Source organism: Marinobacter sp. THAF197a (assembly GCF_009363275.1).
GTDB lineage: Bacteria > Pseudomonadota > Gammaproteobacteria > Pseudomonadales > Oleiphilaceae > Marinobacter.
In genome coordinates this window covers 2,228,995-2,246,694 of the sequence record NZ_CP045324.1, presented here as the reverse complement: position 1 = coordinate 2,246,694, position 17,700 = coordinate 2,228,995, and the positions used below count along the sequence as shown (strand labels likewise).

Annotated in this window: 13 protein-coding genes; 12 read left to right on the top strand and 1 reads right to left on the bottom strand. The window is 57.8% G+C overall.

Annotation, left to right across the window (positions count from 1 at the left end; genetic code table 11):
* The first annotated feature begins 13 nt into the window (after nucleotides 1-13).
* From odhB to rluB, 8 genes are all read left to right on the top strand, one after another.
* Nucleotides 14-1,231, top strand: coding sequence for a 2-oxoglutarate dehydrogenase complex dihydrolipoyllysine-residue succinyltransferase (odhB, locus tag FIV08_RS10400; RefSeq protein WP_152438274.1), 1,218 nt, complete (start codon nucleotides 14-16; stop codon nucleotides 1,229-1,231).
* A 35-nt stretch (nucleotides 1,232-1,266) separates the two neighbouring features.
* Nucleotides 1,267-2,709, top strand: a complete 1,443-nt coding sequence (lpdA, locus tag FIV08_RS10395) for a dihydrolipoyl dehydrogenase (RefSeq protein ID WP_106695876.1) — start codon at nucleotides 1,267-1,269, stop codon at nucleotides 2,707-2,709.
* Nucleotides 2,710-2,904: 195 nt separating this feature from the next.
* Nucleotides 2,905-4,071 carry an ADP-forming succinate--CoA ligase subunit beta gene (gene sucC, locus FIV08_RS10390; protein ID WP_061332180.1) on the top strand — a complete coding sequence of 389 codons (1,167 nt, stop codon included), beginning with the start codon at nucleotides 2,905-2,907 and terminating at the stop codon, nucleotides 4,069-4,071.
* The gene (gene sucD / locus FIV08_RS10385; protein WP_011784666.1) at nucleotides 4,071-4,943 is read left to right on the top strand and encodes a succinate--CoA ligase subunit alpha; all 873 of its coding nucleotides are present in this window, start codon (nucleotides 4,071-4,073) and stop codon (nucleotides 4,941-4,943) included. The genes sucC and sucD overlap by 1 nt, the downstream gene beginning before the upstream one ends.
* 195 nt (nucleotides 4,944-5,138) lie before the next feature.
* Nucleotides 5,139-6,353, top strand: a complete 1,215-nt coding sequence (locus FIV08_RS10380) for a tryptophan--tRNA ligase (RefSeq protein ID WP_072677190.1) — start codon at nucleotides 5,139-5,141, stop codon at nucleotides 6,351-6,353.
* A 37-nt stretch (nucleotides 6,354-6,390) separates the two neighbouring features.
* Nucleotides 6,391-7,218, top strand: a complete 828-nt coding sequence (locus FIV08_RS10375) for a segregation and condensation protein A (RefSeq protein ID WP_152438273.1) — start codon at nucleotides 6,391-6,393, stop codon at nucleotides 7,216-7,218.
* A gap of 14 nt (nucleotides 7,219-7,232) precedes the next feature.
* Entirely contained in the window at nucleotides 7,233-7,901 is a 669-nt protein-coding gene (scpB, locus tag FIV08_RS10370) for an SMC-Scp complex subunit ScpB (protein ID WP_072677192.1), read from the top strand.
* 38 nt (nucleotides 7,902-7,939) lie between these two features.
* Nucleotides 7,940-8,962 (top strand): 23S rRNA pseudouridine(2605) synthase RluB, encoded by a 1,023-nt coding sequence (gene rluB / locus FIV08_RS10365; RefSeq protein WP_152438272.1) that lies wholly within the window; start codon nucleotides 7,940-7,942, stop codon nucleotides 8,960-8,962.
* 16 nt (nucleotides 8,963-8,978) lie between these two features.
* Here the strand turns inward: rluB and FIV08_RS10360 are convergent, their stop codons facing one another.
* The gene (locus FIV08_RS10360; RefSeq protein ID WP_152438271.1) at nucleotides 8,979-9,905 is read right to left on the bottom strand and encodes a GGDEF domain-containing protein; all 927 of its coding nucleotides are present in this window, start codon (nucleotides 9,903-9,905) and stop codon (nucleotides 8,979-8,981) included.
* Nucleotides 9,906-10,190: 285 nt separating this feature from the next.
* Here FIV08_RS10360 and FIV08_RS10355 point away from each other — a divergent pair, with 285 nt between their 5' ends.
* The 4 genes from FIV08_RS10355 (at nucleotide 10,191) to ligA (ending at nucleotide 17,608) form a co-directional block, all read left to right on the top strand.
* Nucleotides 10,191-10,871, top strand: coding sequence for a GntR family transcriptional regulator (locus FIV08_RS10355; protein WP_072677195.1), 681 nt, complete (start codon nucleotides 10,191-10,193; stop codon nucleotides 10,869-10,871).
* Nucleotide 10,872: 1 nt separating this feature from the next.
* Entirely contained in the window at nucleotides 10,873-14,364 is a 3,492-nt protein-coding gene (gene smc, locus FIV08_RS10350) for a chromosome segregation protein SMC (RefSeq protein WP_152438270.1), read from the top strand.
* Nucleotides 14,365-14,485: 121 nt separating this feature from the next.
* Nucleotides 14,486-15,547 carry a cell division protein ZipA gene (gene zipA, locus FIV08_RS10345; protein ID WP_152438269.1) on the top strand — a complete coding sequence of 354 codons (1,062 nt, stop codon included), beginning with the start codon at nucleotides 14,486-14,488 and terminating at the stop codon, nucleotides 15,545-15,547.
* Nucleotides 15,548-15,571: 24 nt separating this feature from the next.
* A complete protein-coding gene (ligA, locus tag FIV08_RS10340) occupies nucleotides 15,572-17,608 on the top strand; it encodes an NAD-dependent DNA ligase LigA (protein WP_152438268.1) in 2,037 nt (678 codons plus the stop codon).
* Nucleotides 17,609-17,700 lie beyond the last annotated feature (92 nt).

Below are 17,700 nucleotides of genomic sequence, written 5' to 3'. Positions count from 1 at the left end.
CTAAGGATCCGTAATGTCAACAGAGATTAAAGCCCCCGTTTTCCCTGAGTCGGTCGCCGAAGGCACCGTCGCGACCTGGCACAAGCAGCCCGGTGAGGCATGCTCCCGTGACGAGCTGATTGTCGATATCGAGACCGACAAGGTTGTGCTCGAAGTGGTTGCGCCTGCTGATGGTGTGATCGAAGAAATTCTCAAGGGCGAAGGCGACACCTGCGAAAGCGGTGAGGTGATCGGCAAATTCAAGGAAGGCGCTGCGGGTGAATCCAAGCCGGCAGAGAGCAAGCCTGAAGCCAAGGCTGAGGCGCCGAAAGAAGAAGCCCCGGCTGCAACTTCCGGCGACACCATCCTGAGCCCGGCTGCCCGTAAGCTGGCCGAAGAAAATAACGTTGACCCGGCCTCCGTCAAGGGCACTGGCAAAGACGGCCGTGTGACGAAAGAAGACGTGCAGAACTTTGTGGACAGCAGCAAGTCCTCCGGTGGTGCCGCTGCCAAGCCGGCAGCCATGCCTGAGGTAAATGTTGCCCAGGGTGAGCGTCCGGAGAAGCGTGTTCCGATGACTCGCCTGCGCGCCAGTATTGCCAAGCGTCTGGTGGATGCCCAGCAGACAGCGGCCATGCTGACCACGTTCAACGAAGTGAACATGGCGCCCATCATGGAGCTGCGCAAGCAGTACCAGGACAGCTTTGTGAAGCGCCACGGCATCAAGCTGGGCTTCATGTCGTTCTTCACCAAGGCTGCCACCGAAGCCCTCAAGCGCTTCCCGGCGGTAAATGCCTCGATCGACGGCAACGACATGGTGTACCACGGTTATCAGGATATTGGTGTTGCCGTATCCACGGATCGCGGCCTGGTGGTTCCGGTACTTCGTGATTCCGACGCCATGGGCCTGGCTGATATCGAGAAGAAGATTGTCGAGTACGGTACCAAGGCGAAGGAAGGCAAGCTGGCCATCGAAGACATGACTGGCGGCACCTTCACCATCACCAACGGTGGTATCTTCGGTTCACTGATCTCCACGCCGATCCTGAATCCGCCGCAGACCGCTATTCTGGGCATGCACAAGATCCAGGAGCGCCCGATGGCGGTGAATGGCAAGGTCGAGATCCTGCCGATGATGTACCTGGCGCTGTCATACGATCATCGTATGATCGACGGTAAGGAAGCGGTGCAGTTCCTGGTTGCGATCAAGGAAATGCTGGAAGACCCGGCCCGTATCCTGCTGGACGTGTAAGCTGACACTCAACGAATTCGATAACAGGAAAGATTATGTCCGATAAGTTCGATGTTATTGTCATTGGTGCCGGCCCCGGCGGTTACGTTGCAGCTATCAAGGCGGCCCAGCTTGGCCTGAAAACGGCCTGTGTGGAGTCCTGGACAAGCAAAGACGGTAAAAGCCAGGTTCTGGGCGGCACCTGCCTGAACGTGGGCTGTATTCCGTCCAAAGCACTGCTTGAGGTGACTCACAAATTTGAGGAAGCCAGCCACGATTATGAGTCCATGGGTATCATGACCAAGGGTGTTGATATCGATGTGGCGAAGATGATGGAGCGCAAGTCCGGCATCGTACAGCAACTGACTGGCGGTATTGCCGGCCTGTTCAAGGCTAACGGCGTAACTTCCATTCACGGTCACGGCAAGCTACTGGCTGGTCGCAAGGTGGAAGTTACCGACAAAGATGGCAAGACCAAGACCTACGAAGCCGACAACGTTATTCTGGCGACGGGTTCCAAGCCGATCGAGATTCCGCCTGCACCGTTTGACGGCGAGTATATCGTCGATTCCGAGGGCGCGCTGGAGTTCACTGAAGTACCCAAGCGCCTTGGCGTTATTGGTGCCGGTGTGATTGGTCTTGAGCTTGGCAGCGTTTGGGCCCGCCTGGGTTCAGAAGTGACTGTCCTTGAAGCTCAGGACAGCTTCCTCCCGGCGGTGGACCAGCAGGTCGCCAAGGATGCGCTCAAGCAGTTCAAGAAGCAGGGGCTGAACATCATCACCGGTGCCCGCATGACCGGTGCTGAGGTCAAGCGCAAGCTGGTGAACGTCAGCTACGAAGATTCCAAGGGCAAGCAGGAAGCGAAGTTCGACAAGCTGATCGTTGCCGTTGGCCGTCGCCCGTACACCGACGGCGCCCTGGCCGAGGATTCCGGCGTGACCATGGACGAGCGCGGCTTCATTTTTGTGGACGACAACTGCAAAACCGAAGCGCCGGGTGTCTGGGCGGTAGGTGACATCGTTCGTGGCCCGATGCTGGCGCACAAAGCGTCTGAAGAGGGCGTGATGGTTGCCGAACGCATTGCCGGTCATAAGCCGCAGGTCAACTACGACTGCATCCCGAACGTGATCTACACCTTCCCGGAAGTGGCTTGGGTCGGCAAGACCGAAGAGCAACTGAAGGCCGAAGGTGAAGAATACAACGTAGGCAGCTTCCCGTTTGCGGCCAACGGCCGAGCCATGGCGGCGAATGCGGCCGCCGGTATGGTCAAGATCATCGCAGACGCGAAGACGGATCGTATCCTGGGCTTTCACGTTGTTGGTCCTCAGGCGTCTGAAATCGTTGCCCAGGGCGTCATTGCCATGGAATTCGGTTCCAGTGCAGAAGATCTGGCCCTGACCTGCTTTGCGCATCCGACTCTGTCAGAGTCAGTGCACGAGGCGGCCCTGGCTGTTGCTGGCGGTGCGATTCACGTCGCCAACCGTCGCAAGAAGAAGTAACGCAACACCGGAATCGGGGCGCCAATGTCGGCGCCCCGCTGCCATCATAAAGGCAGCTTTCTGTGTGCGTAACCGGCGGGTTCAGGCGATCCCTTGCCCGCCAGAACGAATTCGCGATTGGTATGCCAAGGGCGGTGTGCCAGCGGGTTCATTTCCGTACGTGGTTATCCTCCATCAATAGACGGGACATTAACTATGAATTTGCATGAATATCAGGGCAAGCAGCTTTTCGCTGAGTATGGCCTGCCAGTATCCCAGGGCATTGCCTGCGATACGCCTCAAGAAGCTGTTGACGCTGCCACTGAAATTGGCGGTGACGCATGGGTTGTCAAGGCTCAGGTTCACGCCGGTGGCCGCGGTAAGGCCGGCGGTGTAAAGCTGGTCAAGAACAAGGAAGACATCCGTGAGTTCGCCCAGAAGTGGTTGGGCCAGAACCTGGTAACCTACCAGACTGACGAGAATGGCCAGCCGGTAAGCAAGATTCTGGTTGAATCCCTGACAGACATCGATCAGGAACTGTATCTGGGTGCGGTGGTTGACCGTGGCACCCGCCGTATCGTTTTCATGGCCTCCACCGAGGGTGGCGTGGAAATCGAGAAGGTTGCTGAAGAGACTCCCGAGAAAATCCTGAAAGCCGAAATCGATCCGCTGGTAGGCGCTCAGCCGTACCAGGGCCGCGAGCTGGCATTCAAACTGGGTCTGGAAGGCAAGCAGATTGGTCAGTTCACCAAGATTTTCCTGGGCCTGGCCAAGCTGTTTGAAGAGCGCGATCTGGCGCTGGTAGAGATCAACCCGCTGGTGATCACTCCGGCTGGCGACCTGCACTGTCTGGACGCCAAGATCGGCATCGACGGTAATGCGCTTTACCGTCAGAAGAAAATCCACGAAATGCGTGATCCTTCCCAGGAAGATGCTCGCGAAGCCGAAGCGGCCAAGTGGGAACTGAACTACGTAGCGCTGGAAGGCAACATCGGTTGTATGGTTAACGGTGCTGGCCTCGCCATGGGTACCATGGACATCATCAAGCTGTCTGGCGGCCAGCCCGCTAACTTCCTGGACGTAGGTGGCGGCGCGACCAAAGAGCGCGTTTCCGAAGCGTTCAAGATCATCCTGTCTGACGACGCTGTGCAGGCCGTTCTGGTCAACATCTTCGGCGGCATCGTGCGTTGCGACATGATTGCTGAAGGCATCATCGGTGCGGTCAAGGAAGTGGGCGTTAAAGTGCCGGTTGTGGTTCGTCTCGAAGGCAACAATGCCGAACTGGGCACCAAGGTGCTCAAGGACAGCGGCCTGAACATTATCGCCGCTACCAGTCTGGCGGACGCCGCAGAGCAAGTCGTTAAAGCCGCAGGGGGTAAATAATGAGCATCCTGATCAACAAAGACACCAAGGTTATCTGCCAGGGCTTTACCGGCGCACAGGGTACCTTCCACTCTGAGCAGGCCATTGCCTACGGTACCAAGATGGTCGGTGGTGTCAGCCCCGGTAAGGGCGGCACTGAGCATCTGGGCTTGCCGGTTTTCAACACTGTACGTGAAGCGGTAGAGAAGACCGGTGCAGAAGCGACCGTCATCTATGTTCCGGCTCCGTTCTGTAAGGACGCCATCATCGAAGCGGCCGATGCCGGCATTCAGCTGATCGTTTGTATCACTGAAGGTATCCCGACCATCGACATGCTGTACGCCAAAGAATACGTTGATCGTAAAGGCGTTCGCATGATCGGCCCCAACTGCCCAGGTGTGATCACTCCGGACGAGTGCAAGATCGGCATCATGCCGGGCCATATCCACAAGAAGGGTAAGGTTGGTATCGTATCCCGCTCCGGCACCCTGACCTACGAAGCGGTCAAGCAGACCACTGACTTCGGCTATGGTCAGTCTACTTGTATCGGTATCGGCGGCGATCCGATTCCTGGCTCCAACTTCATCGACATTCTGAAGCTGCTGCAGGAAGATCCGGAAACCGAAGCCATCGTGATGATCGGTGAAATCGGTGGTACTGCCGAGGAAGAAGCGGCTGCGTTCATCAAAGAGAACGTCACCAAGCCTGTGGTTTCCTACATTGCCGGTGTCACTGCACCTCCTGGCAAGCGTATGGGCCATGCTGGCGCCATCATTTCTGGTGGTAAGGGTACTGCAGATGAGAAGTTTGCCGCCCTGGAAGATGCCGGCGTTAAAACCGTGCGCAGCCTGGCCGAAATCGGCAAGGCCCTGAAGGAAGTGACTGGCTGGTAAGCCCGCCATAACCTTCACCAAAACCCCCGGGTTCGCGAGAATTCCGGGGGTTTTGCGTTATGGCGCCGGTGTTTTATATCGCTTTGCTTAACGCAGCGAGGTGTAAAGACTATAATGCCCGGTCAGCCTGATTTCCTCAGCCACCTCCGGTGGTGAAACCAGGCGCCTAATAAACAGAAATAAGGAGTTCGTGCTTTGAGTTCTGTAGATTCCCAGCAAAGGGTTTTGTCCGGTATGCGACCGACCGGCAAGCTTCACCTCGGCCACTATCACGGTGTGCTGAAAAACTGGGTGAAACTCCAGCACGAGTATGAGTGCTTCTTCTTCGTGGCAGACTGGCATGCCCTGACCACGCAATATGATGACACTTCCGGCATTCAGCAAAGCGTGTGGGACATGGTTATCGACTGGTTGGCGGCAGGCGTTAACCCGGGGTCGTCGACGATGTTCATTCAGTCTCAAGTGCCGGAGCATGCGGAACTGCACCTGTTGCTCTCGATGATTACGCCGCTGGGCTGGCTGGAGCGCATTCCTACCTACAAAGATCAGCAGGAGAAGCTGCGTGAGAAAGATCTGGCAACCTACGGGTTCCTGGGTTATCCGCTGCTTCAGACTGCCGATATCCTGATGTACCGTGCGGGTAAGGTGCCGGTTGGAGCGGATCAGGTATCTCATGTGGAAATTACCCGTGAGATCGCCCGCCGGTTTAACCACATTTATGGTCGCGAGCCTGGCTTTGAAGAACAGGCTGAGGCAGCCATCGTGAAGATGGGTAAGAAAAACGCCAAACTCTACCGCAACCTGAAGAAACGCTATCAGGAAGAGGGCAACATGGAGGCCCTGGAAACCGCACGGGCACTGCTGAAAGAGCAGCAGAACATTTCCCTGGGTGACCGGGAGCGGTTGTACGGCTATATCGAAGGCGGCGGCAAGGTAATCCTGCCAGAGCCCCAGCCGTTGTTGACGCCGGAATCGAAAATGCCGGGCCTGGATGGACAGAAGATGTCCAAGTCCTATAACAACTACATCGGCCTGCGGGAAGAGCCTGACAGCGTTTCCCAGAAAATCCGCACCATGCAGACAGACCCTCAGCGGGTGCGCCGGACCGATCCGGGTGACCCGGAGAAATGTCCGGTCTGGAGTATGCATAAGGTGTACTCAGACGCCGAGACCTGTGAGTGGGTACAGCAAGGCTGTCGCAGCGCTGGCATTGGTTGCCTGGATTGCAAAAAGCCGTTGATCGATGCAGTGATTGAAGAGCAGCGGCCGCTTCACGAGCGGGCCCGGGATTATGAGAAAAACCCGGATGTGGTTCGGTCCATTCTGGAAGAAGGCCGCGAACACGCGCGGGATGCGGCTCGCGACACCCTGGAAGAAGTTCGCGCTGCCATGGGCCTCAGCTACCGCTGAGTTTACCCGGTAGCCACTGCCAACGGCTGGAGAGGCCATGACCGACGAGACTGACGAGTTGACACACGCCCCGGCTGAGGCCGGCGAGCAGGTGCCTCTGGCTCTGGTTTCCGGCAAGCCGTTGGTGGATATCCCCAAGGATCTCTACATTCCTCCCGATGCCCTGGCGGTGTTTCTGGAGGCTTTCGAGGGTCCCCTTGATTTGCTGCTGTATCTGATACGCCGGCAAAACATGAACATCCTTGATATTGACGTGAGTGAAATTACCCGCCAGTACATGGACTACATCGGCGCAGTTGAAGCCATGCGCTTTGAACTGGCGGCCGAATACCTGGTGATGGCGGCCACGCTGGCAGAGATAAAATCCCGAATGCTGCTGCCCCGCCATGAAACAGACGATGACGAGGAGCTGGACCCCAGGGCGGAGCTGATTCGCCGGTTGCAGCAGTACGAGCGGTTCAAGAAGGCTGCCGAAGATATCGATGAAATGCCGCGTATGGAGCGTGACATTTTTGCAGCGTCAGCTGCCTTACCGAAGCTGCCTTCGTCTCAGCCCCACCCGGAAGTGGATATGAAAGAGCTTTTGTTGGCTTTGCATGGCGTGCTGAAACGGGCGGATCTATTCACCAGTCACCATGTTGAAAAAGAGCGGCTGTCGACCCGCGAGCGAATGTCTCACATTCTCTCAGTGCTTCAGGGCGACCGGTTTGTCACGTTTGAAAGCCTGTTTACCATTGAGGAAGGGCGGCTGGGTGTGGTGGTGACGTTCCTCGCAACGCTCGAACTGGTGAAAGAGCAGCTGATTGAAATTGTACAGGCAGAGGTGCTGGGCCCGATTCACGTGCGTGCCCGGGCTGCCAGCTAGGTGAAGGCCAGATTATGAACGAAGACCATCTTGCGCGTGTTCAGGCGATTGCCGAAGCAGCCCTGCTGGCGGCTGGAAAGCCCCTGTCGCTGGAACAGCTCAGAGAATTGTTTGTGGAAGACGAGCGGCCATCCCGCCAGGTGATGGAGCACGTGCTGGTGCAGCTGGACAAAGCCTGCGAGGGGCGAGGTTTTGAGTTGAAGAAGGTGGCCAGCGGTTACCGCCTGCAGGTGAGGGAAGAGCTGGCACCCTGGGTTGGACGCTTGTTCGAGGAAAAACCCCAGCGGTATTCCCGGGCACTGCTCGAAACCCTGGCCCTGATTGCCTATCGGCAGCCAATCACCCGGGGTGAAATTGAAGATATTCGCGGTGTTACGGTAAGCAGCAATATCATTCGTACCCTGCTTGAGCGAGAGTGGGTAAGGGTTGTTGGACATCGTGACGTGCCGGGTCGCCCTGCAATGTACGCCACCACCCGACAGTTTCTGGATTACTTTAACCTGACAGGGCTGGATGAACTGCCACCGCTGTCTGAGGTTCGTGATCTCGAGGAAATTGGCCGGGAGATCGAACGAAACATACAGGGGGAGATTCAGTTTGAATCATCCCAAAATGACAGCAGTGACGACCCCGGACAACCCGGAGACAACCAGACTGCTGAATCGGAACAGACACTTCACTGATGTCAAAAGACATCGGTTAATCGGTAAGGACGTATTACATGGCGGCATCTAGCCCCGGAAAACAAGGCCCTGGAAAACCAGGTTCCAGAACCCGAGCATCTCAGGGCGATAAGGCTCTGTCGGCGGGCCCTGAACGCATTCAGAAACTGCTTGCAAGAGCGGGTGTTGGGTCTCGCCGGGAGATTGAAGGGTGGATGGAATCCGGGCGTTTACAGGTTAACGGCCAGCCGGCGGAGCCGGGACAGAAAGCCACTACGGACGACCGTTTCGAGCTGGATGGAAAGCAGCTGGATGTGTCAGCTGCCGCCCAGGTAGTTCGCAGGGTGCTGATCTACAACAAGCCCGAGGGCGAAGTCACCACCCGGAAAGATCCGGAGGGCAGGCCTACGGTATTTGACCGCTTGCCACGCCTGAAAGACCAGCGCTGGATCGCCATCGGGCGGTTGGACATCAATACCACCGGGCTGGTGTTGTTCACAACTGACGGTGAGCTTGCCAACCGGTTGATGCACCCGTCGAGCCAGATTGACAGGGAATATGCCGTGCGGGTATTTGGTGAGGTAGACGACGCCATGCAGCAGCGTTTGCTGGAAGGTGTGTTGCTGGATGACGGCATGGCCAAGTTCTCCGACCTGGCACCCGCTGGCGGCAGCGGCATCAACCAGTGGTTCCACGTGACCCTGATGGAAGGACGGAACCGGGAAGTCAGGCGCCTGTGGGAGTCCCAGGGGGTTAGGGTCAGCAGGCTCAAGCGGGTGCGCTATGGGCCAATTTTCTTGCCAAGCCGCCTTACCCTGGGCAAGTGGGAAGAACTGGATCAGAAAGGTGTGGATGCCCTGAGCAAGGCAGTTGGGCTGTCGGCAGTGGATATTCCGCAAAAGACGCCCGGTGAGCAGGCGGCTCATGATCGCAGGCGACGAAAAAGTCCCGGAAAGTCTCTGCAGCGTGCCCGCAAGGGAACCTGGCAGGTCAGCGACGCTGCGCCCGCCAAGCCAAAGCGCGATGACCGCAAAGCAAGGTCAGGCGCAAAGAAGCCGGCTCGGAACAATCGGGGCGAATAAGCCCCCCGATTGTCGCTCAGGAAATACTGGCGAAAACGCGGGTGCAGTTGCGGCCCTGCGCTTTCGCCCGATATAACGCTTCGTCCGCCCGTGCCAGCCACTGCTCCGGCGCCTCGTCTGCAAGGTGGGTTGCCACACCGCAGCTGCCGGTAACCGTCAGCGGGGTCTCACCACCATCCACCCGAATACTTTCGATCGCCAGACGAATGCGCTCGGCTACCTCCCGTGCTTCCTGCTCGCTGGTGTGAGGCAGTAATACCGCAAATTCTTCCCCGCCAAATCGATACACTGTGTCTGAATTTCGAATGGCTTGTTCCAGCTTCTCTGCGGTTCTGGTCAGGATATGATCCCCAACCACGTGCCCGTGATTGTCATTGATCAGTTTGAAGTGGTCCAGGTCGCACAGGATGAGGCTCCAGGGCGCGCCATGCCGGTCGGCCAGAGCGCTTGCCCGCAGCAGGGCTTCGTCAAGGGCTCGTTTGTTGCCAATGCCGGTCAGTGCGTCGGTCAACGCGGCTTGCTCAATGGCGATGAACTGGCAGGCATTGCGCAGTGGGCAGATGGCTGCCGAGAGCATCATCTCCAGGCCAGTAAGTTCTTCGTCTGTAAACTTTTGCCGGCGATGAAAGGCGAGCGTGCCATAGTAACTACCTTCCAACGTGAGGCGGTATTCGCAGCGATGGGGCCCACCCATACCGGTTGAGAACACAAAATCCTGCCGGGCAATCCGATGCCGGTAATTGAGGGCATCAAACGGGATGGTTTGTGCAATTTCCTCTGCGATGATGCCTAGTTGGGTTTCCAGTGACAGGGTGGTAGACAGCCGTTTTGCCATCTTGGTAAGAACATCAGGGGACTGGTTCCAGTCATGAAACGACTGCTTCAGGGCGGCCAGCCTGGCCGGCTGCGTCTTTGACGGCTGAATCGAAGTCAGGTTTTTCACAATGGCTCGCTCTGCTTCTGGAAACGGGTATGGTTACAGCCTTATGAGCATGAACTGTGCCATTGAAAATAAAGGCATAATAAACAATGGAATATAATGTTTTCTTTATTCCGTTTTGAGGATTTGGGCGGGGTGATTGTCCGAAAGCGCCATTTTTCCGGCAGGGCATTGCCGCTGGTGCAAAACCTGCAATCAAAATGTCAGACAAGGGGTGGGGCTGGCCGGAGGCTGTGATAAACTTCTGCGCTTGACCATGTCCTGTCATAACAAGAGAGCATCAGGTTTATGAGATTTCAGGCACCGGAGAGCCTTTCAGAGCAAATCGCGCAGCATATCGGCCAACGGATCATCATTCGTGATCTCAAGCCGGGGGAGCGGATTCAAGAGCTGAAAGTGGCCGGTGAGCTGAACGTCAGCCGTGGCTCGGTGCGCGAAGCGTTGCTCATTCTTGAGCGTCGGCACCTGGTGGAAATCTTTCCACGCCGGGGGGCGGTGGTGTCTGATCTGACGCCGGATTCGGTTAACGCGCTCTACGATATCTACATTGATCTGCTGTGCATGCTCGGTCGCAAGGTGCTTGAGCGCTGGTCTGGTTCCGAGCTTGGTGGTGTGATGAGCCAGGTCAAGGAAATGCAGGCGGTGATTGATGCTCTCAATTCCAATGCGACTGACGCGGCGGAGCAGGTGATCGATGCCGGCTTCGGCGTTATGCGTTACGCTTTCCGACTGGTTGAAAATCCGTTTCTTGAGGAAACACTCGAAAACTTTCGGCCCGCCATCAGTCGTACCTATTACGTCGCCCTTGAGCATTTCAGAAGCGAGATCGCCGAAACCGGCACTTTCTTCCGGCATCTGGCGGATGCGGCGGTTAAGGGCGATTCGGCGCTCCTGGAGCGGGTTATCCAGGATTTCGGTGAACACCAGAGAGCACAGGTTTTGAGCATTCTCACGGAGGAGAACGCCTGATATGAGGCTCAAGTCCATCAAGCTGGCTGGCTTCAAGTCGTTTGTTGATCCCACTACGGTGCCATTCCCATCCAACATGACGGCGGTGGTGGGGCCTAATGGTTGTGGCAAGTCCAACATCATTGACGCCGTGCGCTGGGTGATGGGCGAAAGCTCCGCCAAGTATCTGCGCGGCGAGTCCATGACGGATGTCATCTTTAACGGCTCCAGTGCCCGCAAGCCTGTCGGCCAGGCGTCTATTGAGCTGGTGTTTGACAACAGTGACGGCACCGCGCCTGGTGAATTCGTCAAGTTCAACGAAATTTCGGTCAAGCGCCGGGTGTCACGGGAGGGCCAGTCAGAATACTTTCTGAACGGCGCCAAGTGCCGCCGCCGGGACATCACCGATCTGTTTCTCGGCACCGGCCTCGGCCCGCGCAGCTATGCGATTATTGAGCAGGGCATGATTTCCCGGTTGATTGGGGCCAAGCCGGAAGAATTGCGGGTTTATATTGAGGAAGCCGCCGGGATCTCGAAGTACAAGGAACGGCGGCGCGAGACCGAGAACCGGATCAAGCGCACCCAGGAGAACCTGGAACGGCTTACCGACCTCCGCGAAGAGCTGGGGCGCCAGTTGCAGCATCTGGAGCGGCAGGCGGCCGCGGCCGAGAAGTATAAGGCCTATAAGCAGGAAGAACGGCAGAAAAAGGCAGAGCTCACCGTGCTGCGATGGCAGGCGCTGGATAATGACTTACAGTCCTGGCGTGGAAAGATTCGGGATACCGAGCTCGAGCTGGAAAAACTGCTGACCGAACGGGTTAATCTGGAAACCTCCCTGGAATCGCTTCGGGAAGACCACCACGAACGCACCGAACATTTCAATCGGGCCCAGGCACGCTACTACGAAGCCGGCGCCGATATTGCCCGGATCGAACAAAGCCTGGAACACCAGCGGGAGCGCAGCCGCCAGACCGCCGCAGAGCTGGATCAGGCCATGGCCAACCAGCGGGAACTGGGGCGTGAGCTTGAGCAGGACGAAGAAAAGCTGGCGGGCATTCAGGAAGAGCTCGATATGATTGAGCCGGAGCAGGAAGCCCTGGCTATGCGTTCTGAAGAGTCCGGAGAAAAACTCCAGCTGGCCGAAGACGCCATGAGTGACTGGCAGCACCGGTGGGAGGAGTTCAGCACCCGGTCATCCGACGCTCGGCGCCAGGCGGAACTCGCCCAATCCCGAATCCGGTCGCTGGAAGACGCTATTGCCCAACTACAGAACCGTCACGGCAAACTGCTGGACGAACAGGTGTTGTTGGAAGAGCAGCTGGACCGGGCGGAACTGGATGAGCTGCTCGAACAGCAGGAAACCCTCGAGCTACAGCGTGAAGAGGCAGCGGAGCGTATCCAGGCGCTGCAGGATGACGTTTATCAGAGTCGGCAGAAATTGCGGGAAGCCGAGCAGGGTGTTGCCGAACGCCGGCAACAGGTTCAGAGCCTGAAGGCTGCCCTGGATTCCCAGATGGCCTTGCTGGATGAACAGATGGGCGGCCATGACGACACCTTGCAGGGTTGGTTGCGGGACAACGGTTTGTCGGATGCGCCCAGGGTCGCCGCCGCATTGCGTATTGAAGATGGCTGGGAGTTTGCGGTAGAGCAGGTGATTGGCCGCTTCAGCCAGGGGCTTGCATTGCCGGGGTTTGACCACCTGGTTGACGCCCTGGGCAGCGCGCCAAAAGGCCTTGCGCTGGTATCTGCAGGGCCTGAACCAAGGCCTGCTGGCGGGTTGGCGGCCAAGGTAGAGGGCGTGGCGGCGATCAGCCATCTGCTTGCCGGTATTGATACGGCAGACTCTACCAGTGACGCACTGGCGCGCCGGGCCCAACTTTCGGCCGGTGACAGCTTGATTACCCCTGAAGGCGTCTGGGTTGCTCGTGACTGGATCTTGATGCCCGACTCCGAAGCCGGGCAAGTCGGTGTCATTGAGCGCCAGAAGAAAGTGAGTGAGCTTGAGGTACGTCTGCAAGAGGCGGAAGAGCTGCTTGAGCAGGCGGTCGAGGCACTGGAGTTGCTTCAGGAACAGGGCGAGCGTGCTGAGTCGGCCAGGGAAGAAGCCCAGGCCCGTTTGAGTGACGCTGAGCGGGAACTCGGTGCGTTGAGCTCAAAAGTCAGTGGTCTGAAAGCCCGGGCTGAACAGATTGATGCCCGCCTTGGCCGTATCCGGGATGACATTGAGGATGTGGGCGGGAGCCTTGAACAGCAGAAGGAAGATCTCGAATCCGCCAGGGAAGAGTGGAACATGGCGCTGGCCTCAACCGAGGACAGCGATGAAGAGAAAGAGCGATTGCTGGAGCAGCGAGACACCTTGCGGGAGAACCTGGACAGGCTCCGCCAGGAAGCCCGCCACGACCGGGACCATGCCCACCAGTTGCAGTTGCAGCTGCAGTCATTGCAAAGCCAGCGCGATGGTTTGAAGCAGACCATCGAACGGATGCAAATGCAGAAAGAACGGCTGGAAGAGCGTCTTGATATGCTCCGGGAAACCCGAGAGAGCGCTGAAGAGCCACTGGAAGACCTGCAACTTCAACTCGAGGGGCTTCTGGAGCGCCGGTTGGCGGAGGAGGAGAAGCTTTCGGCCGCCAGGGACGCCCTGGAAGACATTGACCGCGAAGTACGGGAGCGGGAGCAGGGCAGAAGCCGCACCGAGCATGTGGTCGGTGAGGTACGGGCCCGGCTGGAAAAGCTCAAGATGGAATCCCAGGCACTGGAAATCCGGTCCGGTAACCACATCGAGCAGCTCAAGGAGCTGGATGTAAAGCTCCAGGAAGTGCTGGGCCAGTTGCCGGAAGATGCCGATGAGAAAATCTGGGCCGAAGAACTGGAGAAGATTGGTAGCCGTATCCAGCGGTTGGGGGCCATTAATCTGGCAGCCATCGAGGAATATCAGGTGCAGAGTGAGCGAAAGACCTACCTGGATGAGCAGCACAACGACCTGATGGAAGCCCTGGAAACCCTGGATACCGCCATTCGCAAAATAGACCGGGAAACCCGGCAGCGATTCAAGGAAACCTTTGATCAGGTTAATGGCGGCTTGCAGGCGCTTTTCCCAAAAGTGTTTGGCGGTGGCAATGCCTACCTGGAGCTGACCGGCGAAGATCTGCTGGAGACCGGCGTGGCGATCATGGCGCGGCCACCGGGCAAGAAGAACAGTACCATTCACCTGCTGTCCGGTGGCGAGAAAGCCTTGACTGCAATTGCCCTGGTATTCTCTATCTTCCAGCTCAATCCGGCGCCTTTCTGTATGCTGGATGAGGTGGACGCCCCGCTGGACGATGCCAACGTTGGCCGTTACGCCAATATGGTGAAAGAGATGTCCAAACAGGTACAGTTCATCTACATTACCCACAACAAGATCGCCATGGAAATGGCGGACCAGTTGATGGGCGTAACCATGCACGAACCGGGTTGCTCCCGGCTGGTTTCGGTGGATGTCGACGAGGCGGCAGCCTTGGCGGAGGCTTGAGGGTTGGCGAAAAAGGCGTCAACCATGACAATAACGCCATCTCGGCCCGGAGTGCGTTGTATTCATTACGGGCTTTTCTTAGAGTAGCAACGTTCCGAACTGCAAACAGGACAGCAGCACTATGTCACTTAGGGAATGGTTAATTGCCATAGGTACCCTGGTTATTCTTGGAATCGTCATTGATGGTGTTCGGCGGATGCGCCGGGCCCGTAAGGAATCCATGGCGATTTCCTCCGGAATGGGCGCGGATGATCTGAAGGATTCCCCGCTCGATGATGATTACAATCCAGAACTTCCCAATGGTGGAGCCCGAACCGTATCCAGGGGAACCCTCGAAGAGCGGGGCTACCTCAAGCGGGACACGTCAGAGGATTTCGGCAGTTCGGACGATGACGACGTTATGCTGGAATCGGGATGGGGCGCGACCGACGACAACGTCGATGATGGTGTCCTGGGTGAGCCAAGAGTCGTGAATAGCCGTTCCGAGCGTTCAGTAGAACCACCGGCGGGTGAGGCTACTGAGGCCCACGACGACGAAGTCTCCGCCCGGCCGGTATCAGAGCCCGAACTGCCGCCAGAACCGGAGCCGGCACCCGAGCCCGCACCAGAACCGAAGTCTCGTCCCGCGGCAAAAAGCCGAGCGAAAGAACCTCCTGTGTTGACCACAGAGGTTGAGGAGGATACCGCTCGCCGGGAAGCGGCACCGGGCCCACGCAAGAACCAGCCGTTGGCGGGAGCCAATCGCCCGGAAGCCAGGGAAGTGCTGGTGATTAACGTATTGGCGCGTAGCGGTGAGGAGTTCCAGGGAACGATACTGAAAAAGCTGTTTGAGGCCTGCGGTCTTGAATATGGCGACATGGACATCTATCACCGGCATGAAGGTGCTGACACTACCACGCCAGTGCAGTTCAGCGTTGCCAACGCGGTGGAGCCGGGAACCTTCCGGCCCCAGGATATGCCAGCGTTGAACACTCCTGGCATCAGTTTCTTCATGAGCCTGCCCGGGCCATCCAATGCCATGCAGGCCTTCGAATTCATGCTCGAAACAGCTCAGTGCGTTGTGCGCAATATGGGCGGTGAACTGAAAGACGAGCGCCGCAGCGTGATGACTCCGCAGACGATTGAACACTGCCGGCAGCGCATCCGTGAATTCGAACGCAAACAGCGTTCCCATCGGGTATAACACTTAATCAGGACATTCGATCCGATGAGCCAGGTTTCTGCCGATATCCAGCAGCGCGTGGAACAGTTGCGCGCTGCCCTGGACGATCATAACTACTACTATTACGTTCTGGATGACCCCAGGATACCCGATGCCGAATACGATCGGCTGTTCCGTGAACTCCAGACACTGGAAGCGGACTACCCGGAACTGGCCACAGATAACTCGCCCACCCGGCGGGTTGGCAGTACTGCGGAAACCAGTTTTCAAGAAATCACTCATCGATTGCCCATGTTGTCACTGGACAACGCGTTCAGCGACGACGAGCTCCGTGATTTCGACCGCCGAGTGCGTGATCGCCTGGCAACCGAGGATCCAGTGGAATATGTTTGTGAGCCCAAGCTGGATGGCCTTGCGGTCAGCCTGCACTATGAGCAGGGTGTATTGACTCGGGCCGCCACCCGAGGCGACGGTTATACCGGCGAGGATATCACTGCCAATATACGCACCATTCCGTCAGTCCCTTTGACCTTGCGGGGCGACGACTACCCGGATCTGGTGGAAGTTCGGGGTGAAGTGTATATGCCCAAGGCGGGGTTTGAGCAACTGAACCGGCGCCTCGCTGAGCAAGGTGAAAAGACCTTTGTAAACCCCAGAAACGCCGCCGCCGGCAGCCTGCGCCAGAAGAAATCGACAGTCACCGCCAAGCGGCCCCTGGAGCTGTGTGCCTACAGCATGGCGGTCACCGACGACAGCCTGCTGCCTGAAACCCACTGGGAAAGCCTGCAGCGGGTTCGAGGCTGGGGGTTTCGTATTAACCCGGAAATGCGCACAGCCAAGGGCGTTGAAGCGTGTCTCCAAGCGTACCAGGAGCTGATGGCCAAGCGCGACACGCTGCCGTACGAAATAGACGGTATCGTGTTCAAGGTGAATCGACTGGATTTGCAGCAGCAGCTGGGCTTTGTGTCCAGGGCGCCCCGGTGGGCCATTGCCCACAAATTCCCCGCTCAGGAAGAACTGACCGTAATTGAAGATGTGGAGTTCCAGGTGGGCAGGACCGGGGCTGTCACGCCTGTTGCCCGGCTCAAGCCAGTGTTTGTGGGTGGCGTGACCGTTTCCAACGCAACACTCCACAACATGGACGAGATTCGCCGGCTGGATGTGCACATCGGCGACACGGTATTCATCCGCCGGGCCGGAGACGTGATCCCGCAAGTGGTGAAGGTGGTTCCAGAGAAACGCCCGGAGGGCGCAGCCAAAGTGGTCATGCCGAGCCAATGCCCGGTCTGTGACTCAGATATCGTGCAGATTGAAGGCGAAGCGGTGGCTCGCTGTTCCGGCGGCCTGTATTGCCCGGCTCAGCGAAAGGAAGCCATCCGTCATTATGCCTCCCGGAAGGCCCTGGACATTGAGGGTTTGGGGGACCGGCTGATTGAAGTGCTGGTGGATGAGGGCATGGTAAACACCGTCGCGGACCTGTACCGACTAACCAAATTCCAATTGTCGAGCCTTGACCGTATGGGGGATAAATCCGCAGGTAATCTTGTGGCGGCCATTGACCGGGCCCGTAATCCGGTGCTGTGGCGATTCCTCTACGCCCTGGGTATTCGTGAGGTGGGTGAGGCGACCGCGAAGTCGCTGGCGTCGCATTTCGGTACCCTTGAGGCAATTTCAGCCGCCAATGACGAGGCGCTTCAGGCGGTTCCGGACGTTGGCCCCATCGTGGCCGGGCATATTCGCACTTTCTTCGACCAGCCCCACAACCAGGAAACCCTGCAGGCTTTGCAAGACGCCGGAGTAAGCTGGCAGGAAGAACAGGTTGTCCCTGCCGAGGCCAAACCTCTTGCTGGCGAAACCTGGGTGCTGACCGGCACCCTGTCACAGATGACCCGGGACCAGGCGAAGGAAAAACTGGAGAAGCTGGGGGCCAAGGTGGCGGGCAGCGTTTCCAAGAAAACCGCCTGCGTGGTGGCGGGTGAGGCTGCTGGCTCCAAACTGGCCAAGGCAGAACAGCTGGGAGTGCCTGTCCTGGATGAAGAGGGGCTTCTCGCCCTTTTAGAGGAGCACGGCGTAGCAGGCTGATGCGGGCCCGGCCGGTGAATCTGAGAACTCGCGCAGATCCGGCAGGGCGCAAATTGGCTAACATGGCGTTGATCTGTAACGGTGTGTAAACG